This window comes from Proteiniphilum saccharofermentans (assembly GCF_900095135.1).
Lineage (GTDB): Bacteria > Bacteroidota > Bacteroidia > Bacteroidales > Dysgonomonadaceae > Proteiniphilum > Proteiniphilum saccharofermentans.
This window is the reverse complement of record NZ_LT605205.1, coordinates 4,012,985-4,032,847: the sequence shown is the minus strand read 5'-3', so window position 1 is coordinate 4,032,847 and position 19,863 is coordinate 4,012,985. Positions and strand designations below refer to the sequence as shown.

Annotated in this window: 14 protein-coding genes and 1 tRNA gene; 13 read left to right on the top strand and 2 right to left on the bottom strand. The window is 43.0% G+C overall.

Going from position 1 to position 19,863, the window contains the following annotated elements; genetic code table 11:
- Nucleotides 1-93 precede the first annotated feature (93 nt).
- The 3 genes from PSM36_RS15680 (at nt 94) to PSM36_RS15670 (ending at nt 3,361) form a co-directional block, all read left to right on the top strand.
- On the top strand, nt 94-996 hold the full coding sequence (locus tag PSM36_RS15680) for a bifunctional enoyl-CoA hydratase/phosphate acetyltransferase (protein WP_076931710.1): 903 nt from the start codon (nt 94-96) through the stop codon (nt 994-996).
- Between the two features lie 21 nt (nt 997-1,017).
- Nucleotides 1,018-2,097 carry a butyrate kinase gene (gene buk / locus PSM36_RS15675; RefSeq protein WP_076931709.1) on the top strand — a complete coding sequence of 360 codons (1,080 nt, stop codon included), beginning with the start codon at nt 1,018-1,020 and terminating at the stop codon, nt 2,095-2,097.
- A 67-nt stretch (nt 2,098-2,164) separates the two neighbouring features.
- A complete protein-coding gene (locus PSM36_RS15670; RefSeq protein WP_076931708.1) occupies nt 2,165-3,361 on the top strand; it encodes a hypothetical protein in 1,197 nt (398 codons plus the stop codon).
- Between the two features lie 78 nt (nt 3,362-3,439).
- On the opposite strand, the gene PSM36_RS15665 is transcribed toward PSM36_RS15670, so the two are convergent.
- Both PSM36_RS15665 and PSM36_RS15660 read right to left on the bottom strand, forming a co-directional pair.
- Nucleotides 3,440-4,810 carry a dipeptidase gene (locus tag PSM36_RS15665; RefSeq protein WP_076932325.1) on the bottom strand — a complete coding sequence of 457 codons (1,371 nt, stop codon included), beginning with the start codon at nt 4,808-4,810 and terminating at the stop codon, nt 3,440-3,442.
- A 111-nt stretch (nt 4,811-4,921) separates the two neighbouring features.
- A complete protein-coding gene (locus PSM36_RS15660; protein WP_076931707.1) occupies nt 4,922-5,803 on the bottom strand; it encodes an SMP-30/gluconolactonase/LRE family protein in 882 nt (293 codons plus the stop codon).
- Between the two features lie 209 nt (nt 5,804-6,012).
- Here PSM36_RS15660 and PSM36_RS15655 point away from each other — a divergent pair, with 209 nt between their 5' ends.
- The 10 genes from PSM36_RS15655 to PSM36_RS15610 all read left to right on the top strand — a co-directional run bounded on the left by PSM36_RS15655 (nt 6,013) and on the right by PSM36_RS15610 (nt 19,858).
- Nucleotides 6,013-8,079, top strand: a complete 2,067-nt coding sequence (locus PSM36_RS15655; RefSeq protein WP_076931706.1) for a gluzincin family metallopeptidase — start codon at nt 6,013-6,015, stop codon at nt 8,077-8,079.
- Between the two features lie 133 nt (nt 8,080-8,212).
- Nucleotides 8,213-8,299: transfer RNA gene (locus PSM36_RS15650), tRNA-Ser, on the top strand.
- Between the two features lie 452 nt (nt 8,300-8,751).
- Nucleotides 8,752-9,180, top strand: a complete 429-nt coding sequence (locus tag PSM36_RS15645) for a VOC family protein (RefSeq protein WP_083711097.1) — start codon at nt 8,752-8,754, stop codon at nt 9,178-9,180.
- Nucleotides 9,181-9,349: 169 nt separating this feature from the next.
- The gene (locus PSM36_RS15640) at nt 9,350-10,279 is read left to right on the top strand and encodes a helix-turn-helix transcriptional regulator (RefSeq protein WP_232001473.1); all 930 of its coding nucleotides are present in this window, start codon (nt 9,350-9,352) and stop codon (nt 10,277-10,279) included.
- Between the two features lie 102 nt (nt 10,280-10,381).
- Nucleotides 10,382-10,855, top strand: a complete 474-nt coding sequence (locus PSM36_RS15635; RefSeq protein WP_076932324.1) for an AraC family transcriptional regulator — start codon at nt 10,382-10,384, stop codon at nt 10,853-10,855.
- A 75-nt stretch (nt 10,856-10,930) separates the two neighbouring features.
- The gene (locus PSM36_RS15630; protein ID WP_232001472.1) at nt 10,931-11,191 is read left to right on the top strand and encodes a DUF1905 domain-containing protein; all 261 of its coding nucleotides are present in this window, start codon (nt 10,931-10,933) and stop codon (nt 11,189-11,191) included.
- 343 nt (nt 11,192-11,534) lie between these two features.
- On the top strand, nt 11,535-11,906 hold the full coding sequence (locus PSM36_RS15625; protein ID WP_076931703.1) for a type IV toxin-antitoxin system AbiEi family antitoxin domain-containing protein: 372 nt from the start codon (nt 11,535-11,537) through the stop codon (nt 11,904-11,906).
- A 241-nt stretch (nt 11,907-12,147) separates the two neighbouring features.
- Complete coding sequence (locus PSM36_RS15620) at nt 12,148-18,069, top strand: DUF3320 domain-containing protein (RefSeq protein ID WP_083711096.1); 5,922 nt, start codon at nt 12,148-12,150, stop codon at nt 18,067-18,069.
- A gap of 119 nt (nt 18,070-18,188) precedes the next feature.
- On the top strand, nt 18,189-19,187 hold the full coding sequence (locus PSM36_RS15615; protein WP_076931701.1) for a virulence RhuM family protein: 999 nt from the start codon (nt 18,189-18,191) through the stop codon (nt 19,185-19,187).
- Between the two features lie 164 nt (nt 19,188-19,351).
- A complete protein-coding gene (locus tag PSM36_RS15610; protein WP_076931700.1) occupies nt 19,352-19,858 on the top strand; it encodes a DUF6398 domain-containing protein in 507 nt (168 codons plus the stop codon).
- The last annotated feature ends 5 nt before the right edge of the window (nt 19,859-19,863 follow it).

The window sequence follows — 19,863 nt, the reverse complement described above, 5'->3', positions numbered from 1 at the left end:
TTTACTTTTTGTCAAAAATCATTCGGAATATAGCTGAATATTACCATATTTTTTGTTTATTTGCAAGTAAAATAGTGCAAAATAATAGTTGCTATGATTCGTGATTTGACTGAACTACTCCGGAAAGCGAAAACCCGGCGGCCTGTGCGGAAGGTCGTTGTGGCTGCTGCCGAAGATAAACATGTTTTGAAAGCTTTGCAGAATGCTATAAAGGAGGAGATTATCATACCCCTGCTCGTTGGAGATAAAGGGAAGATTGAGCAAATAGCACAGTCGATTGGTTTTTCTCTGGACGGTATCGAATTGATCGATAATCGGGAGGGTAGTGCTATTTCTGCGCGGATCGCCGTTGCGAAAGTAAGGAGCGGAGAAGCTGATATTATCATGAAAGGTTTTGTGAACACCGGCGACCTCTTGAAAGCAGTACTGGACAAAGATCTGGGTTTGCGTACCGATCAGTTGTTGAGCCATGTGGCTTTCTTTGAATCGCCCTATTACCATAAGATATTTTGTGTGACGGATGTGGCGATGAATATCGCTCCCGATCTGGAGGCAAAAGTGCAGATCATCCATAATGCGGTGAAAGCATGCCATGGGATTGGTATCGGGAACCCCAAGGTGGCTGTGGCTGCCGCAGTGGAAACTGTGAATCCAAAGATGGAAGCAACGGTACATGCCGCTCAGTTGAAAGAGATGAACGACAAAGGTTTGTTGAAAGGGTGTATTGTCGATGGCCCTTTTGCCGTTGATATCGCGGTAAATGCGGATGCAGCACGGCATAAAGGAATCAGCGGGGAGGTAGCAGGCGACTGCGATATAATCCTTGCGCCCGATATCGAAGCGGGAAACATGTTTTACAAGGCGCTCAACTTTCTGGGTGGGGCTTCCTCAGCAGCCGTGGTGATGGGCGCTTCAGTACCTGTCGTGCTAACTTCACGATCCGATGATGAAAGGAGCAAGCTGCTCTCTATCGCTTTAGCCACACTGATTGATTAACCAATAAAATAAGATATTCAAATGGGAGTAAATACGCGTATTTTAGTGATTAACCCCGGTTCCACTTCTACAAAGATCGCTATCTTTCAACAGGAAAAGGTGATTTTTCTGAAGACCATCAAACATTCTCAGGAAGTGTTGGGCAAATTCAAACGGATCACAGACCAATTCGAACACCGTAAAGAGGTGATTTATGAAGAACTAAAGAATGCCGATATACCGCTGGAGACCATTGACGCGGTGATTGGCCGCGGAGGATTGGTGAAGCCAATCGGTTCGGGCGTTTACCGGGTAAACGATGTAATGAAAAAAGATCTGCTGGAATGTAAACGCGGTGAACACGCCAGCAACCTTGGAGGATTGATCGCTGCAGACATTGCAAAGTTACTCCCCTCTGCCGAGGCTTTTATTGCCGATCCCGTGGTAGTGGATGAACTTGATCCGCTCGCCAGGTATTCGGGACATCCCGACTTTGAGAGGAATTCTATTTTCCATGCACTCAATCAGAAAGCGATAGCTCGCTCGCACGCCAACTCCATCATGAAAAAATATGAGGACATGAACCTGATCGTAGCCCATTTGGGAGGAGGTATTACGGTCGGTGCGCATCGCAAAGGAAGAGTTGTGGATGTAAATCAGGGACTGGATGGTGATGGGCCTTTTTCTCCCGAACGCTCGGGTTCACTGCCTGTAGGAACTCTATTGAAAGCTGCATTTAGTGGTCAATACAGTTACGAAGAGATGTACTCGATGATCGTCGGTAAAGGTGGGATGATGGCATACCTGGGAACAAATGATGCCTATTTGGCTGAACGGGAAGCGAAAGATGGCGATGAAAAATGTAAAGAGGTACTGGAAGCGATGGCCTACCAGGTGGCGAAAGAGATCGGAGCTATGTCCACCGTATTGAAAGGTGAAGTCGATGCGATCCTGATCACCGGGGGAATTGCCAACAGTAAATGGTTCTGTAATCTTGTCATTGAGCGGGTTTATCGGATAGCGCCTGTACATGTTTATCCGGGGCAGGATGAGATGGGTGCCCTGGCCGAGAACGCTCTTCTTGCACTTAACGGGGACATTGAAATAAAAGAATACCAATAGGTTTGTATATACCAGTAGGTTTTTATACAGAACCCTCTCATCCGGAACTGAACAAATATTTTAGTCGATGTATCTTTTTAATCCCGAGAATGATCTCGCCCTAGCCAATTTTACGCCCAATTATACTCCGCCTGCATCTGCAATCCGGATGGCGGAGGAATTGGCTGTTTTACCTATTTGGTATGGGGGGGAGGATGTTACCGGAAAGAATAATTGTGATACGAAAGTGGTTGCTGGAGGAGAGTTGAACCGCTCATTCCTGGAGGCTGTAAAAAAGATCCTGCCTGTAGAGGCGTCGCTTGTCTCATTTTCTGATATTGCATTATACCCACACCTGAAGATTGTTCCCTGGGGGTGGAACCCTGCATTGAGAAGAAAACTAATATCAGAGGGAGTATCACAAGGATTGTTGCCGTCACCGGAAGAATTAGCGTGTTTAAGAAAATATTCTAACCGGCAGTGTGCCGTGGAAATATTGCAAGAATTGCGAGCTGAAGGGGAAGGCTTTTGTGGAGAGTCTCATTTCTTTACTGACACAGAGGAATTGTATATCTGGCTGGAATCCTTATCTGGAAATAAGGTGTTGAAAATGCCCCTTTCGGGTAGCGGTAAAGGGCTGATATGGATATTGGAGGGAATTACCGATAAGCAACGGGACTGGTGCCGGCGGGTCATCCAGGAGCAGGGCGGAGTGGTGGCAGAGCCGGTATTGGCCAAGGTACAGGATTTTGCGATGGAATTTTACCTGCACGAAGGGACGGTGCGTTTTGCAGGCTATTCTATGTTCAGTGCAGCCTCTTCCGGTGCGTATATGGGCAATGAACTGCTCAGCGATACCCGGATTGAGGAAAAACTCAGTAAGTTTGTTTCGGTAGAGTTATTACGCCGGCTCAGAAATTTACTGGTTAAAAAGCTGTTGAGTCGTTTCCCGCTTTATACTGGCTACGCAGGAGTAGATATGATGGTGTGTGAGACGCCCGGAGGATACTGTCTCCAACCCTGTGTGGAGATCAATATGCGGATGAATATGGGAATGGTAGCACATATCTTCCATAATCGATACATATACCCCGATGCGGAGGGTCAATTTGTTGTGGATTATTTCAAGAAGCCGGAAGGTGCTTTATCCTTCCATGAGAAAATGCAACGGGAGTCCCCTTTAAAGGTAGAGAACGGAAAGATACTTTCCGGCTACCTGTCGTTGACTCCCGTTACCAAAACTACCGGTTATATTGCTTATGTGAGTGTTTTGAGAAATTACTAATTATCAATTACTAATTACCAATGGGAAGCCAGACCTTCTGGATACTTTCCCACCTTTCACATATTGGCACATTGAAAATTAGTCTCTTTCTTCCGCCAAATATTGGTAAAACAGAGGAAGGGTTCTGATACCGTTATAGAACTGTTCCAACGGGAAATTCTCATTGGGTGAGTGGATAGCGTCCGATCCCAGTCCAAAACCCATCAGTACCGACTTAACTCCCAGTATCTCTTCGAAAGTAGCAATGATAGGGATACTTCCACCGGAACGCACGGGGACGGGATCCTTTCCGTACACATCTTTCAATGCTTTCTCTGCTGCTTTGTATGCAGGAAGATCGATAGGGCAGACATAGGATGGTCCGCCATGCAGGTATTCCACCTTTACCTTTACCGATTTCGGAGCGATAGACTCGAAATATTTCACAAACAGTTTTTCTATTTTCTTATGATCCTGATTGGGTACCAGACGGGTGCTGATCTTGGCATACGCTTTGGAAGGCAGTACCGTTTTAGCTCCTTCACCGGTATAACCGCCCCATATCCCGCATACGTCGAAAGTCGGACGGATGCCGGTACGTTCGTTGGTGGTATATCCTTTTTCCCCGAACAGTTCTTTTACACCCACCGATTTCTTGTACTCCTGAATGGAGAAAGGTGCTTTGCCCATCATGGCTCGCTCTTTCCCGGATACCTCCGCCACATCGTCATAGAAGCCCGGAATGAGAATACGTCCCTCATCATCCATGGTTTGGGCAATCATTTTTGAGAGCACATTGATAGGATTGGCTACCGCCCCGCCGAACAGTCCTGAATGGAGGTCGGCAGCAGGTCCCGTTACTTCAACCTGCCAGTAAGCCAGGCCGCGCAGCCCGGTAGTGATGGAGGGCATGTCGCGGGCGATCATCGAGGTGTCCGAGACAAGGATCACATCGGCCTGCAGCATTTTCTTGTGTTTTTTGCAGAACTTCGGAAGGTTGGGCGATCCTACCTCTTCTTCCCCTTCAATAAGGAATTTCACATTGCATCCCAGTTTGCCGGATTGTGCCAGGTACTCGAACGCTTTGGCATGCATGAACGACTGTCCTTTGTCGTCATCTGCGCCGCGTGCCCATATCTTGCCATCTTTCACCACCGGTTCAAAAGGGTCGGTTTTCCAGAGGTCGACCGGATCGACCGGCATCACGTCCATATGCCCGTATACCAATACGGTTGGTGCTTTCTTATCGATGATCTTTTCTCCATAGGTTACCGGATTCCCATCGGTCTCCATTACCTCCGCCTTGTCGGCGCCGGCTGCCAGCAGGATTTCTTTCCATTTTTCGGCGGCGCGGTACATATCGGGTTTATGCGCCGGGATGGATGAAATGGAAGGGATGCGGATCAGTTCGAAGAGTTCATCCAAAAAACGTTGTTTGTGTGTTTCTACGTACTTGTTGATTTCGTTCATCATATTGTTTTATTTTATAGTTTGATAATAAATAGTCTTATAGATTTTCTTGCATCCCCCCCCTCTATTACGAAGCGGCATTGCAAGGTGGTTGATAATGTTGTGGAGGCATTACTTAACTCCTCTCACATTCATTTTTAGGGTATAAACCGAACTACGGGCCGTGATGAACAGGATATCCCGGTCTTTTCCTCCAAAACATACGTTGGACGGGCTCTCAGGGACTTCGATCTCCTGTCTCAGTTCCCCATCCGGCGAATAGACCCATACTTTACCCATCGTGAGATAAATATTTCCCCGCTCATCGATAGTCATTCCATCGGAACCTTTAGGTGCGAAGAATGTTTTACCGGAGAGGCTTCCGTCGGGCCGGATCTCATATTTCCATATCTTCCCATCATTTATATCGGCTACGTACAGTGTCTTACCGTCAGGTGTGCCTATGATGCCGTTAGGTTGCTTGTAATCATCGATTACCCGTGATATGGCTCCGTCGCGTGAAAGGTGATAGACGCCCCGTCTGTCCTGTACCTCGGTATGTCCTTCCTCCCAGTAATTACGGTGATAATAAGGATCGGTAAAGTAAATATCTCCATTGGGGGCAATCCATAGATCATTTGGCCCGTTCAGATGTTTGCCTTCGTAATTCTCAAAAAGAAGTTGTCTCTTTTTGTCTCTATCGAAATATACAAGTTGGTTAAACAGGTCGGCGCAAGCAACCAACTGGCCGTCAGCATTGAAATACATACCGTTGGATCTTCCGGTATCTTCCGACCATAATTCAATTCCCCTGATTTCATCCCATACATAAATACGGTCGTTGGGCTGATCGGTAAAGAAAATTCTCCCGTCCGGTGAAACGGCTGGGCCTTCGGTAAAAGCATAACCGGTACCGGCTTGTTGAATCTCTGCGTCTTCGGCGATAATGCCGGACTCCTGTCCGTAAAGGACGATAGTTGCTGATAGAAGAAGCACGGTATTTATTAATTTCATTTAAAATAATTTGGTTTGTTTGTTTTTCCATATCGCAAACATCAGTTTCTTCCGTAAAATAAATTTACTCCGATCAATGTTGTGGTGTAAAACTATAAAAAAAATCCGGAACACTGGGCCGGTTAGTGATGTTTTTTAATTGATTTTTATATCTTTGTGAAATATCTACAATATCAAGAGTCTTTATGTTTTAAACTAAAAACAAAGTCATGAAGAAATTCTTATCGTTTACCTTTTCTACTTTTCTTATCGGATTAGTGGCATGTAACAGTTCCGTTCAAAATAGCAAAAACAGGATGCAAACAACTGATTTTATCCCTCAGGCCAAAGTCGAGGCGGTTATCAAACAACTCAAAGATTCTCTTGGAGATTCTCACGCATTCCGCATAGAGCGGGGTGTACGGCAGGTAGCAGGGCAATGGGGCGAACAGGATGGCACCGTAGACGATTTCGCAGGATTTTGTAAGAATTCGTTTATTAGCGATACAGCGAAACTTTCCGGCCTTTTTAGTGCGTTGGAACGTAATTTTGAAGTGATCTACGGTTACTTCCACAAGATAGATGTGATGCTCAAAGCTTCCTTGCAATTAGAAGGGCCTGAGATCACACCAGTGGACATGATGTTCGGTGGTTACGATGTCTCTGCCCATTTGACCGATGATTTGTATAACAATAAAATTGCGTTTCTTAGTGCGCTGAATTTTCCTTTCTATACGCTGGAAGAAAAAACTGAACTGGGCGCAGGATGGTCGCGGAAAGAGTGGGCCTATGCCCGTATGGGTGACAGGTTTATATCGCGTGTACCGGCAGCCGTTCAACAGGATATTTCCAGAACGATAACCGAAGCAGATGCCTATATCTCCGACTACAATATCTATATGGGAAATCTGCGGAATGAAAATGGAGAACAACTGTTTCCCACCAATATGAAACTGATCTCTCACTGGGGATTGCGCGACGAACTCAAATCGAACTATGCCGACAGTGAAAAAGGATTGGAAAAACAGCGGATGATCTACGGCGTGATGCAACGCATTATCGATCAGTCAATTCCCCGCCAGGTAATCAATAGCGACAGCTATTCATGGAACCCGATCACAAATGATTTATTTGATAATAATGGAAAAACGGTCGCATCCAAATCCGAAGATATCCGTAGGTACGAGGTGTTTCTGAAAAATTTCCGGGCGATGCGTCAGCTCGATCCCTATTCTCCCCATTATCCCACTCAACTAATCCGTGCATTTGATGGTACGATGGAAGTACCTCAAAAAGATGTGGAGGAACTATTCAGGGGATTACTCTCTTCGCCGCAGGTGAAAGAGGTGGCTTCATTTATTGAATCGAGGCTGGGACGGAAGCTGGAACCGTTCGATATCTGGTACAACGGTTTCAAATCGGGAGGAGGTATTCCCGAAGAGGACCTGACAGCCATTACTTCCCGGAAGTATCCCAACGCACAAGCACTTGAAGAAGATCTTCCCAATATTTTGATAAAGTTGGGTTGGAAGCCTGCTAAAGCCAGAGAGATTGCTTCACTTGTTACGGTGGATGCTTCCCGTGGTGCCGGCCATGCTTGGGGAGCTGCCATGCGGAATGATGTAGCACGCTTGCGTACCCGTGTCGGGACGGAAGGTATGGATTACAAAGGCTACAATATTGCTGTGCATGAGTTCGGACATAATGTGGAGCAGACTATTACCATGAACGATGTAGATTATTATATGTTGAACGGTGTTCCCAATACTGCCTTTACTGAAGCAGTAGCATTCATTTTCCAGAAGAGGGATCTGGAGTTGTTGGGATTGAAAAATCCGAACCCGGAAGATGAGTATTGGCTGGCGTTGGATAATTTCTGGTCTTGTTATGAGATCATGGGTGTTTCTCTTGTCGACATACAGGTATGGGAATGGCTATATGCTAACCCTGATGCTACGGCGGAACAACTGAAAGAGGCGGTGATTAGTGCTGCCAAAGAGGTATGGAACAGCTATTATGCCGGTATATTGGGAGGAGAGGATGAGACATTGCTTGGTATCTATTCACATATGATTGACTATCCGCTCTATCTGCCCAACTATCCGATGGGACATCTGATCGCTTTCCAGATTGAGCAGCAGGTGCGGGGTAAGAATCTTGCCGACGAGATGGATCGCATGTATACGCAGGGAAGTATTATTCCCCAGCATTGGATGAAAAATGCCGTGGGTTCACCTATTTCCATTGATCCGTTGCTTGCCGCAACCAATGAGGCATTGCAGGCGTTAAAGAAATGAATCGGGCTGTTTCTTTAAGTTAAATGTGTATGATCCAGCATTGCCTGGATTATGCCGTTGTGAGAGAATGTCTAATTTATTGAAGGATTATGTGCTGTTTTACGGGAAAATAGCGTAATTTTGCATCCGATCAGGAAAGATGCCGGAGTGGTCGATCGGGGCGGTCTCGAAAACCGTTGTACTCTCACGGGTACCAAGGGTTCGAATCCCTTTCTTTCCGCTTAAATATGTAATCATTTGTAAATTAATGGTTTGTGTAGGATTTTTCTCTAAGTATTATAATATTTTGAACCCTTCTACGAATCTCTAATCAACTGATTGTTATACAGTGCTGTAGTTCGTATTCTGTTCTGATTTTCAATCAATTTTATTCTATTTTTATACGATTATTGTTTCAAAGTCGTAGCTAAATCGTGACCCTTTTAAGGGGATAGAAAAGGTTGCGATTTAGATATAATTATTTGTTTTATAGATATATATGAACTATATCTCTAATATATACTTTGACTTCTATCAATATTGCAGTTATTTATAATCAAAAACTTGGAAATGCTTAAAAAATGGACTTTGCGCTCTAAATTGTACCCCTTATCGTATTTTAAAAAAGTTGCTGACATACTGTTGTCAAACAGATACCATATCTTTGCATCACAATTCAATTAAAAACATAAAATGATGAAACTTACATCTTATCTTATTTTCAATGGTCAGGCCGAAGAGGCAGCCAATTTCTATGCAGACGTATTGGGCGGAAAAATCGAAAATCTTTATCGCTATGACTCTATGCCTGCTGAGCCGGGGATGCCGGAAATTCCAAACCATTACAAGCAGAAAGTGTTGCACTGCTGTATTGACTTTCCGGGGGGAACAATGAGCGTTGCCGACACTATACCGGGCGACGAGCGCAACTTTGGTAATGGAGGTCATATGCTAACACTTATGTGCGAATCGATAGCCCAAACCGAGGAAGTGTACGCAAAACTCTGCAAGGGTGCACAAAACATCCAATGTGAGCTTGCCGAAGCGTTCTTTGCAAAACGTTATGCCGAAGTCGTTGACCGTTATGGTGTGCTTTGGGCAATAATGTTTGATGAAAATTAGGCAAGCTTAAATTGTCGCAACCACAGGATTATTGCTAAAAAGCAGAAAATCAAATGGATAAAAATTCGATAAAAGAACTTGCAACGTCTTTAGATGCTGATGCCGGAGATGCCGTGAGGTTTGTCCCTACAGATTCGCATTTATACAATAAATCAGGGTGAATAAAGACTTGAACCGAATTGACCGCATATCGGCATTACTGGTGCAGTTACAATCACGGCCGGTTGTGAAAGCTTCTGAAATGGCAGAACGCTTTGGAGTAAGCCTGCGTACCATTTATCGTGATATGCATACCTTATCGGAAGCCGGAGTACCTATATGTGGCAATTCGGGAGTCGGTTACTCTTTAGTTGAAGGTTACAGATTACCTTCACTCATGTTCACCAAAGAGGAGGCAATCGCTTTTCTTACCGCTGAGAAGATTATCGAACAACTCACGGATACCCAGAATAGCAACTATTTTCATCAGGGAATGGATAAAATCCGTGCCGCATTACGAGCTGTCGATAAAAAATACCTCCATGACATGGGTGATACCATAGCGGTGTATAAAAGCAAAAATACACGGGAGAGTTTACCCAACTTGTTGCAAACAATATTAAGCAGTATAAACGATAAGTTAATCGTAGAGATTGACTATACCAATATTGACGAAAATAAGAGCAAAAGGGCGTTGGAGGCAGTCGGCATCACCTATTCGCATCCGAATTGGTATCTTTCGGGCTGGTGTCACCTGCGGGAAGAGTACCGGATATTCAGACTCGACCGCATTGAGAACATAAAAATAACGACCAATAAGCATACGAAAGTTCATCCGCCGTTAGAATCGCTTCTTGGGAATGATGATCCCCAATGCCTCCAAGAGGTAATCTTGCACACAAGCAAAGAGGTTGCCAAGTACAATGCCGACAGGTGTTATTTTATGGGTATGACTGAAGAAAAAGAGCTTGAAAACGGGCAGATAGAGCAAACTTATATGGCTTATTCACTCGAACCTTTAGCAAGATGGGTGTTGGCAAATGCCGATACAACAATTGTAATTAGTCCTGTTGAGGTAAAAAACATTATAAAACAAATCATTAAAAAATTAAATTTATGAAATGAGCATGAACCAACGGTCGGCGTTAGCTAAAACCATTTGCACACAAGTAGATGATTATCGAGAGTTCCATACAACCATAGTGTTAAAAAATAAATGTATATGAAAATTAACAGTACAGAGATCAAAAATCTCGAACCCATTAAAACGATTGCAATTTCACACATTGGAGATTATGCAGGTATTGCAGGAGCATTTGAGAAACTTGCGGCATGGGCCGGAGCCAATAATCTTTGGGCTGCTTCACCAAAAATGGCAGGTGTTTACCATGATGACCCTATGCATACACCGGTTGAAAAATTACGTTCGGAAGCCTGTCTGGAAAACGTTTCAGGGATTGAACCCGGTAAAGGAATGCAAGACTATACGATAAGTGGAGGTAAGTATTTTGTGATGCAAGTAGAAGTAACAATGTCAGAATACGGCGAGGCTTGGCAAAAAGTATCTTCCGCCTTTAATGATAAAGGGTATGAATATGACATGCGGGATCATTATGAACTGTATGTGAGTTGCGCCGGAGACACTCAGGATGCGGATGCTCCTTGGATAGTAAATCTGTGTATTCCTATGAAATAGGATTGATTTTATCGTAATACAAAAAATAGCTGTGTCACTTCAAAATTGCGCAGCTATTTTCATTAATTTGGTTATATGGGAACTGAAAAACCATTGGTAAACAGGAGTTATTTATTACAGAAATTTGAAGGGAAGGGAGGTTGGACTTATGTCGAAATACCTGAAATCCCTATGCCCAAAACTTCTTTTGGAATGTTGAAAGTAAAAGGGAAGATAGATGATTATGAGTTTTCGAATGTTCATTTGATGCCTTTGGGAAATGGTAATATATTTATAGCTGTGAAATCGGGAATAAAGAAGAAAATAAAAAAGCAAGCCGGAGATACTTTCATATAAACCTATACGAGGACAAAACACCTCTCTCTTGATAATTCATTCATAAGCATAAAATTTTAAGTGAATATTTATAATCAGACCGAAGTCTTACTTTATGCTTAATGGTTCAGAATACCCTTCTATCATTATTGTTTCATTAAGGGCTTTGCGTTCCATAGTATGACGATTTGCTTCTAAAAATCCATTCTTGGGATAACCTAAAATAAGCAAGGTTGTTGGCTCAATATAATCAGGAATAGCAAACTCACTTTTTATGTGATAATTCCACCAGAATATTCAAATCAAGGAATGTTACCGCCATATTTATTGATGATCTAATGGAGTCGCTGAACAGCCATATTATGTGGCATTATTATCGGCGGCGGCTTTGCATGGTGCAACACATCAGCAGCCAATGGAATATTTTGTGATAGTACAAACCCCTGCGTCGAGAAGTATTCATAATAAAAAGTTGAAAATTTCATTTTTTTCAAAAAATAGTTGGGAACAGGGAGATATTGTGAAAAAAACGACTAATGCAGGGTATATGAATGTTTCTTCACCCGAGTTGACTGCACTTGATTTGTTGAACTATACCCACAAAATCGGATTAAATCGGGCAACTACCGTATTGCAGGAATTAGCGCAGATTATGATAGTATCGGCACTTGTGAAAACAGCATCGCGATATCAAAGTACACCAGTCATTCAGCGATTAGGCTATATCCTGCCTTAGACTTAAAAGGGAAAATAAGATACTGTGCTTTACAAGGTTATATAGAAAGGTTCACAATCCTTTCTTTCCGCTGAAAGATATAGAGACTGTCTCAAAATGAAGTTTAACTCCATATGTGCAAATGAAGTAGAATGGAGAGTATGATTTTTTGTTTATTACCTCTGAATCCTCATTAAAATTTTTACCTTTGAATATCAAATAAAAAAATACAATAGCGATATATTCTTATACCAATGCTAATATGAGTGAAAGATCTAATTTAATAAAGGTGGAATTCGTCTATCTTCCTGTGATCAATTTCGCGTTTCAGCAGAATCGTGTTTCTGTCGTTCGTGCTTTCACCATTGAAAATATTTCAGGAAAGCCGTTAAGCAATATCCGTGTGGAACTGGCTACCGAACCCGATTTTGCCGAGACAGTACCTTATCTGTTAGAGGAAATTCCTGCCAACCATACAGCCCGGATTGATGACCTGAAACTAAAATTGTCGACCAATTTTTTTATTCAACTCACCGAGCGGATAGCCGGGAATATTTCGTTAACCATTAAACTGGAGGATGAGATTATTTTCAAGGAGGATTATCCTATCGACGTATTGGCTTTTGATCAGTGGAGCGGGGTTTCCATCCTGCCGGAGATGCTGTCTGCTTTTGTCACTCCTAACCACCCTGCTGTTATTCCCATACAGAGAAGGGTGGCTGATATTTTGGAAAAGATGACGGGCAATCCGGCGCTTGACGAATACCAGAGCAGGAATCCCAACCGGGTAAAGAATCAGATGGCGGCTGTCTATAATGCCATTGCGGAACAAGGTATCATATACAGCTCGGTTCCGGCAAGTTTTGAGAAGTATGGACAGCGCATTAGAATGGTAGATAGTGTGACATCGCAGAAACTGGGGACATGCCTGGACATGGCCTTATTGTATGCTTCTTGTCTGGAAGCGATTGGTATCCATCCCTTGATTGTTGTTACCCGGGGACACGCCTTTGCAGGTGCGTGGCTCGTGCCGGACACTTTTCCTGATAGCGTGATTGATGATTGTTCGTTCCTGACAAAAAGAACAGCCGAAGGGGTCAATGAGATTATCTTGGTGGAAACTACCTGTATGAATAAGGGAAATGACGCTACTTTCGACCAGGCGGTAAAGCAGGCACACGATGCTGTCAAACGAATTGGTGATTTTGTTTTGGCTTTGGATGTGAAACGTTCCCGGTATTCGGGAGTACGGCCTCTGCCGCAACGTGTTTTGAATGGTGAGCATTGGCAGATAAAAGAGAGCGAAGCCCCATTTATAGAAAAGGAAATTGTTAATCCGGAAGCGATTAATCCATATGATTTATCCAATCTTTCCACTGATATCCAAGTTACCAAGCAATTGATGTGGGAACGAAAATTATTGGATTTGAGCTTGCGAAATAATCTGTTGAACACCAGAATAACGAGAAATACACTTCAATTAATTTCAGCCGATTTAGATAAATTTGAAGATGCCTTAGCCGATGGGAGTGAGTTCAGGCTCATGCCGAAACCTACAGACTGGGACAATCCGTTATATGATTTTGGAGTCTATCATTCTCTGGCCTCTTCCGATCCAATTATTGAGTTGATCAAATCGGAAATGGATCAGAAGAGATTAAGGACCTACCTGACAGAATCGGAATTGGATAAGTCATTAAAGCATTTGTACCGTTCCTCCAGATTGTCGATTGAAGAAAATGGAGCCAATACACTCTATATGGCGCTCGGGTTACTTCGCTGGTACGAGACTCCCAGTAGTGAACGTCCGCGTTATGCTCCAATATTGTTATTCCCCGTAGAAATGATTCGGAAATCGGCTGCCAAAGGGTATATCATTCGTTCGCGGGAAGAAGATATTATGCTGAACATCACTTTGCTTGAGATGCTCAGGCAAAATTTCGGTATCAATGTGCCTGGTTTGGAACCACTCCCGCAGGATGAAAGTGGCGTGAATGTAAGGCTTATCTATTCTATCATCAGGAGCAGCATCAAAAACCTGCCAAAATGGGATGTGGAAGAACAGGCTGTTCTGGGTATATTCTCGTTCAATAAATTCATTATGTGGAATGATATCCACAATAACTCGGATAAGTTGCTACGGAATAAATTGGTACAGAGCCTGGTCAACGGGAAAATTGAGTTCGATGTGGATGACAGAGTGACCAATGCGTCGGATTTGGATAAAACGTTGAGTCCGGCAGATATTGTACTCCCTATCAGCGCCGATTCATCCCAGTTGGAAGCCGTTTATGAAGCCGTCAATGATAAAACCTATATCTTGCATGGACCTCCCGGGACAGGGAAATCGCAGACCATTACCAATATCATAGCGAACGCCTTATACCGGAAGAAGAGGGTATTGTTCGTTGCAGAAAAAATGGCCGCGTTATCGGTTGTGCAAAGCCGCCTGGAGGCTATCGGGTTGGCTCCTTTCTGTCTGGAACTTCATTCAAATAAAGCGAAGAAGACAGATGTCCTGTCGCAGTTGAAAAGGACGACTGAAATTGTGAAACACCGTTCTCCTGAGAATTTCGACCGGGATGCCAAACGTTTATTCGAACTGCGTAAAAACCTGAATGTATACGTGGATGCATTGCATAAGCAGTATCCGTTTGGGTTATCGTTGTACCGGGCTATCACAAATTATTTACATACAGAGACGGATCAGGAGGTAAAATTTCCTTCACACCTGTTTCCCGGCCTGACAGAAGAGAAACTGCTTGAGTGGCAGGATATGGTCGATTTGCTGGTAAGCATTGGCAATGCTTGCGGACATCCTTATGACCATCCTCTGACCGGCATCAACCTGTCAAGATATACATCTGAAGCAAAAGAGAAAGCTTCTGTTGTCTTACAGGAGGCCATTAAGGTTTTTTCGGATCTGAAAAAGCAAACAACGCTATTAAGTACGCTGACAGGAGATACGCCTGAAACAAAATATACCCGGGGGCAGTTTGACAGCGCGGCAACGCTTTTCGCTGTTTTACTTCAAATACCCGGGTTGACACCTGCTTTATTGCACGAACATACGCCGGAAGAGCTGTTCACGGAATGTAGAGAAGTGGTAGTGCATGGAAAGGAGCGTGACCGATATAAAAAAGAAATCCGACAGTATTTCAGCGAAGATATCCTTACTATCGATGCCAGATCTCTATTGAATGCATGGAATATGGCCGCCAATAAATGGTATATCCCCCGGATTTTGGGACAAAAGAAGGTGCGTGGTCAATTGAAATTATATATTGATGTCGGCACTATTAAACATATCGATATAAAGAACACACTTACAAACATTATCCAATACCAGCAGGAACGGAAATTAGTGAATGACTATTCCTCAAAGTTGCACTCGCTGTTCGGAAAGTTTGCCAAACCGGAAAATGAACAATGGGAAACGATCCTTCAAATAATCAACGATTTCTCTTTATTGGACAATGTTGTGCTTGTTTTTACGAACGATATCGTGAAAGCCAATGAACTGAAGCAAAATATCGCCAGGCAGTTAGTGAGCGGGATAGATACTTTTAGGAAAGTACATGAGAAATCTTTCAATGAATGTAGCGTGTTGTTGTTGAAATTGGAGAATGTATTATCCGAAATGTCGAGGGTATTGAATGTGGACGATACGGTGCTAATGGGCAATGATGCATTGTGGTTAGACAACGCTTTATCCCGGTTAAATAGTTGGCTTTCCCATATCGACAAGCTAAAAGACTGGTGTCAGTGGCTCACTGCAAAAGAGAGGGCGGCCGGACTTCAAATTGGATTTGTCGCTGATGAATACAGGGAGAAGAATATTCCGACGCATCAATTAAAAAACAGTTTTTTGAAAGGATTCTATCATGCGGCTATTGACTATATTATTGCGCAGGAGCCGGGATTGGAACTTTTTAAAGGAGAATTATTCAATGATGTGATTTCAAAGTACAAGGAATTGAACGATAATTTTGCAGAAATCACCAGGAAAGAATTATATGCCAGATTGGCCGCGAATATCCCCTCGTTTACTATTGAGGCTACCCAAAATTCAGAAGTGGGAATATTGCAACGCAGTATCAGGAATAATGCGCGTGGCATGTCCATCCGCAACCTGTTCGATCAGATTCCTACTTTATTATCACGCATGTGTCCTTGCATGCTGATGAGTCCGATCTCGGTCGCGCAATATATCAATCCCGATGCCGACAAGTTTGATCTGATCATTTTCGACGAGGCTTCTCAAATGCCGACGTATGAGGCTGTGGGCGCTATTGCCAGGGGAAAGAACATGATCATTGTAGGTGATCCCAAGCAAATGCCTCCGACAAACTTTTTCTCTGTCAATAACGTGGATGAGGATAATCTGGATAAAGAAGATCTGGAGAGTATCCTGGACGATACTTTGGCGCTTTCTATACCCTCCCGCTATCTGCTGTGGCACTACCGTAGTAAACATGAAAGCCTGATAGCGTTCAGCAATTCGGAGTATTATGATAATAAACTGCTTACTTTTCCTTCTCCTGATAATATCGAATCGAAAGTCCGCATGGTTCATATCGATGGGCTCTATGACAAAGGGAGAAGCCGGCAGAATAGAAATGAGGCCGAAGCCGTAGTCAATGAGATCAAACGTCGTTTGTCCGATGAGGAGTTAAGAAAAAAAAGTATTGGAGTAGTTACCTTTAGTGCAGTGCAACAGAATCTTATTGAAGACCTGTTGTCAGATCTGTTTGTTTTCAGACCCGATTTAGAGGCTATTGCCCTGGAATGCAAAGAGCCCCTGTTCATTAAGAATCTCGAAAATGTACAGGGTGATGAACGCGATGTCATTCTGTTTTCCGTGGGATATGGCCCGGATGCGGAAGGCCGGGTGAGTATGAACTTCGGGCCATTAAACCGTAATGGAGGGGAGAGGCGTCTGAATGTGGCTGTCTCCCGCGCAAGGTATGAAATGATCATTTTCTCATCACTGCGTTCCGATCAGATCGATTTGAATCGCACCTCTGCCATAGGTGTCAAAAGCCTGAAACGTTTTCTCGATTTTGCGGAAAAGGGAGAGCGACTCAATAGGGAGCGACAGTTAGCTATGTCCAAGGATGCTTCAATTGAATATCTTGTTGCTGAAAAATTAAGGGAAATAGGATATGAGGTGCATACAAATATCGGTACTTCCGGCTATAAGATTGATATTGCCGTTGTGGATAAGAATAATCCTGGTAACTATATTTTAGGTATCATTTGTGATGGCGAAAATTATAGACGGACAAAAACCACCAGGGATAGGGAAATTGTGCAGAACAGTGTATTGCGCATGTTGGGATGGAATATATGCCGTGTATGGACGCTCGATTGGTGGGAGAATCCCTCGAAAGTAATGATCATGATTGAGTCTGCCATCGAAAAAGCTAAAAAGGGAATCTCTGAACCGGTCATAGCTAAAAAACAAGATGGAAAAGGATTGGTTCTGGCAGGAGATGAAGAGGGGCTGATCAAAAATAATTTTGCGGATCGGGGAGTGATGCCGGAAAAACCAAATACAATGGCGAAAGAGCCGGTTGTGATGAAAGAAGCGTCAACCGTAATGCGGGAAGAGCCAATAAAAACAGAAGAATCCGATATACATGATACATATGTGTATGCAAATCTTCCAAAAGTGCCATTTCCCTCAGAATCATTTCTTCTTCCTCACCATGAGGACTATATCTTAAGGCAAATCCAAACGGTACTTGAAGCAGAAGCGCCAATAAGCCGTTCTCTGCTGTGTAAGCGTGTGCTTAATTCCTGGGGAATTTCCCGTTTAGGATCACGGATAGATGCCTATTTTAATGAATTGTTCAATAAGATTGAACACTATCCAAAAAGAGGCCACGGATCTTTCTTCTTTTGGAGAAGTGAAGAGCAGATGATTTCATACGATACTTTCAGGCCGGTATCGGAACGTATTGCGCATGATTTGGCGCCTGATGAAGTGGCGAATGCGATGAGATATTTATTGAGATCACAAATCAGCCTCCCGACAAAAGATTTGTCACGTATTACAGCGCAACTTTTCGGTTTTACCAGGACGGGGAATATTGTTGATTATGCTATGCGTAAGGGCATACGTGAAGCAATAGAGCGGGGTTATATGAAAGTGGAAAACGGACGGGCTATTATTTTGTAAATTAGCTGTTTATTGCAGTCGGTAAGAATATTTCCGCCAAAATGTAAAAAATATGGCTCTTCTAAGATCCTTATCTTTGAAGGTAAATTAAGTCCTAACATAAAAGTAGAAAAAGCGATATGAATAGTAATATACTCATATATCAAAACAAAGAAGGCAGCATCAAAATTGATGTCCGGTTAGAAGATGAAACCGTTTGGTTGACACAGTCCCAAATGGGGATATTATTTGGAAAGGACAAGCGGACAATATCAGAGCATATTGGCAATATATTTAAGGAAGGAGAGTTGGATGAGAGTTCAGTTGTCCGGAATTTCCGGATAACTGCGGCGGATGGTAAAAAATACGATACTAACCACTATAGCCTGGATGTTATTATTTCGGTGGGTTACCGGGTTAAATCGCTTCAGGGTACACAATTCCGCATTTGGGCTACCCAACGGCTTAAAGAATATATTATCAAAGGCTTTACGATGGATGATGAACGCCTGAAGCAATTAGGTGGCGGAGGTTATTGGAAAGAACTGCTCGATCGGATCCGGGATATTCGTTCTTCCGAGAAAGTGCTTTATCGCCAGGTGCTCGACCTTTATGCGACAAGTGTGGATTATGATCCAAAATCTGATGTTTCCATCCAATTCTTCAAAATTGTACAAAATAAGCTACACTTCGCGGCCCATGGACATACCGCTGCAGAAGTCATCTACGAACGGGCAGATTCTGACAAACCGTTCATGGGGCTGACTATATTCTCTGGAGATCTTCCCACAAGCAAAGATATAACTGTTGCAAAAAATTACCTGACGGCTGACGAGCTTAAAATATTGAACAATCTTGTTTCCGGGTATTTCGACTTTGCGGAAATTCAAGCTATGCGGCGTAATCCAATGTATATGTCGGACTACGTTAATCAGTTGGATAATATTCTTTCTTCAACCGGAGAAAAGTTATTGACCGATGCCGGTAGCATCAGCCATCAACAAGCGATGGAGAAAGCAAAAGCTGAGTACAGAAAATATCAAGTGAAAACTGTATCTCCTGTTGAGCAAGCCTATCTGGATACGATTAAGCAATTGGAAAGAAAGGCTAACAAGAAAAAAGATAGAAAAGACGAGTAAAAGTTATCTGACAGTATAAATCACAATTTGTGATCTTAAACGAAAATATTAATATTGACTGATAACGAGTTTCAAAACTTGAAGTCACAATTTGTGACATCAAGTTGGGATGGCGTTCGTAAACTCTAAAATGCTTTTACAAAATTATTTATAAGGTATAATATATGGACACAAAACAAATCAAAAGAAAAAAAGAAGAGGAATTGATCGAGCTGGTCTCTAATTTCTGTCAGGAGAAACTAAATGAGGAATATAAACAACTTTGTATTGAGCTGGTTCAAAAATTAGGGCGTAAGAGAAATGTCCCTTTCTTGACCGGAAAAATGGAGATATGGGCAGCCTCTGTCATATATACGATTGGTAATCTGAACTTCCTTTTCGACAAATCTTTTGAGCCCTATATTCCATCAAGTGATATTCATAATTATTTCGGCACAAAAAGCTCAACAGTAGGAGCCAAGTCTAAATTGATCCGGGATATGCTGAAATTGGACAGAATCTTCAATAATGAATTTGCGACCGGACATATGGTTGATAGTAACCCATTGAATCAGTTTGTCATGATTGATGATATGATTATGCCAATCGAATCGTTGCCGGAAGAATACCAACAGATGGTTAGGGAGGCCCGTGCAAGAGGAGAAGATATTTCTTTCCGGACAAATGGATAAAAAGT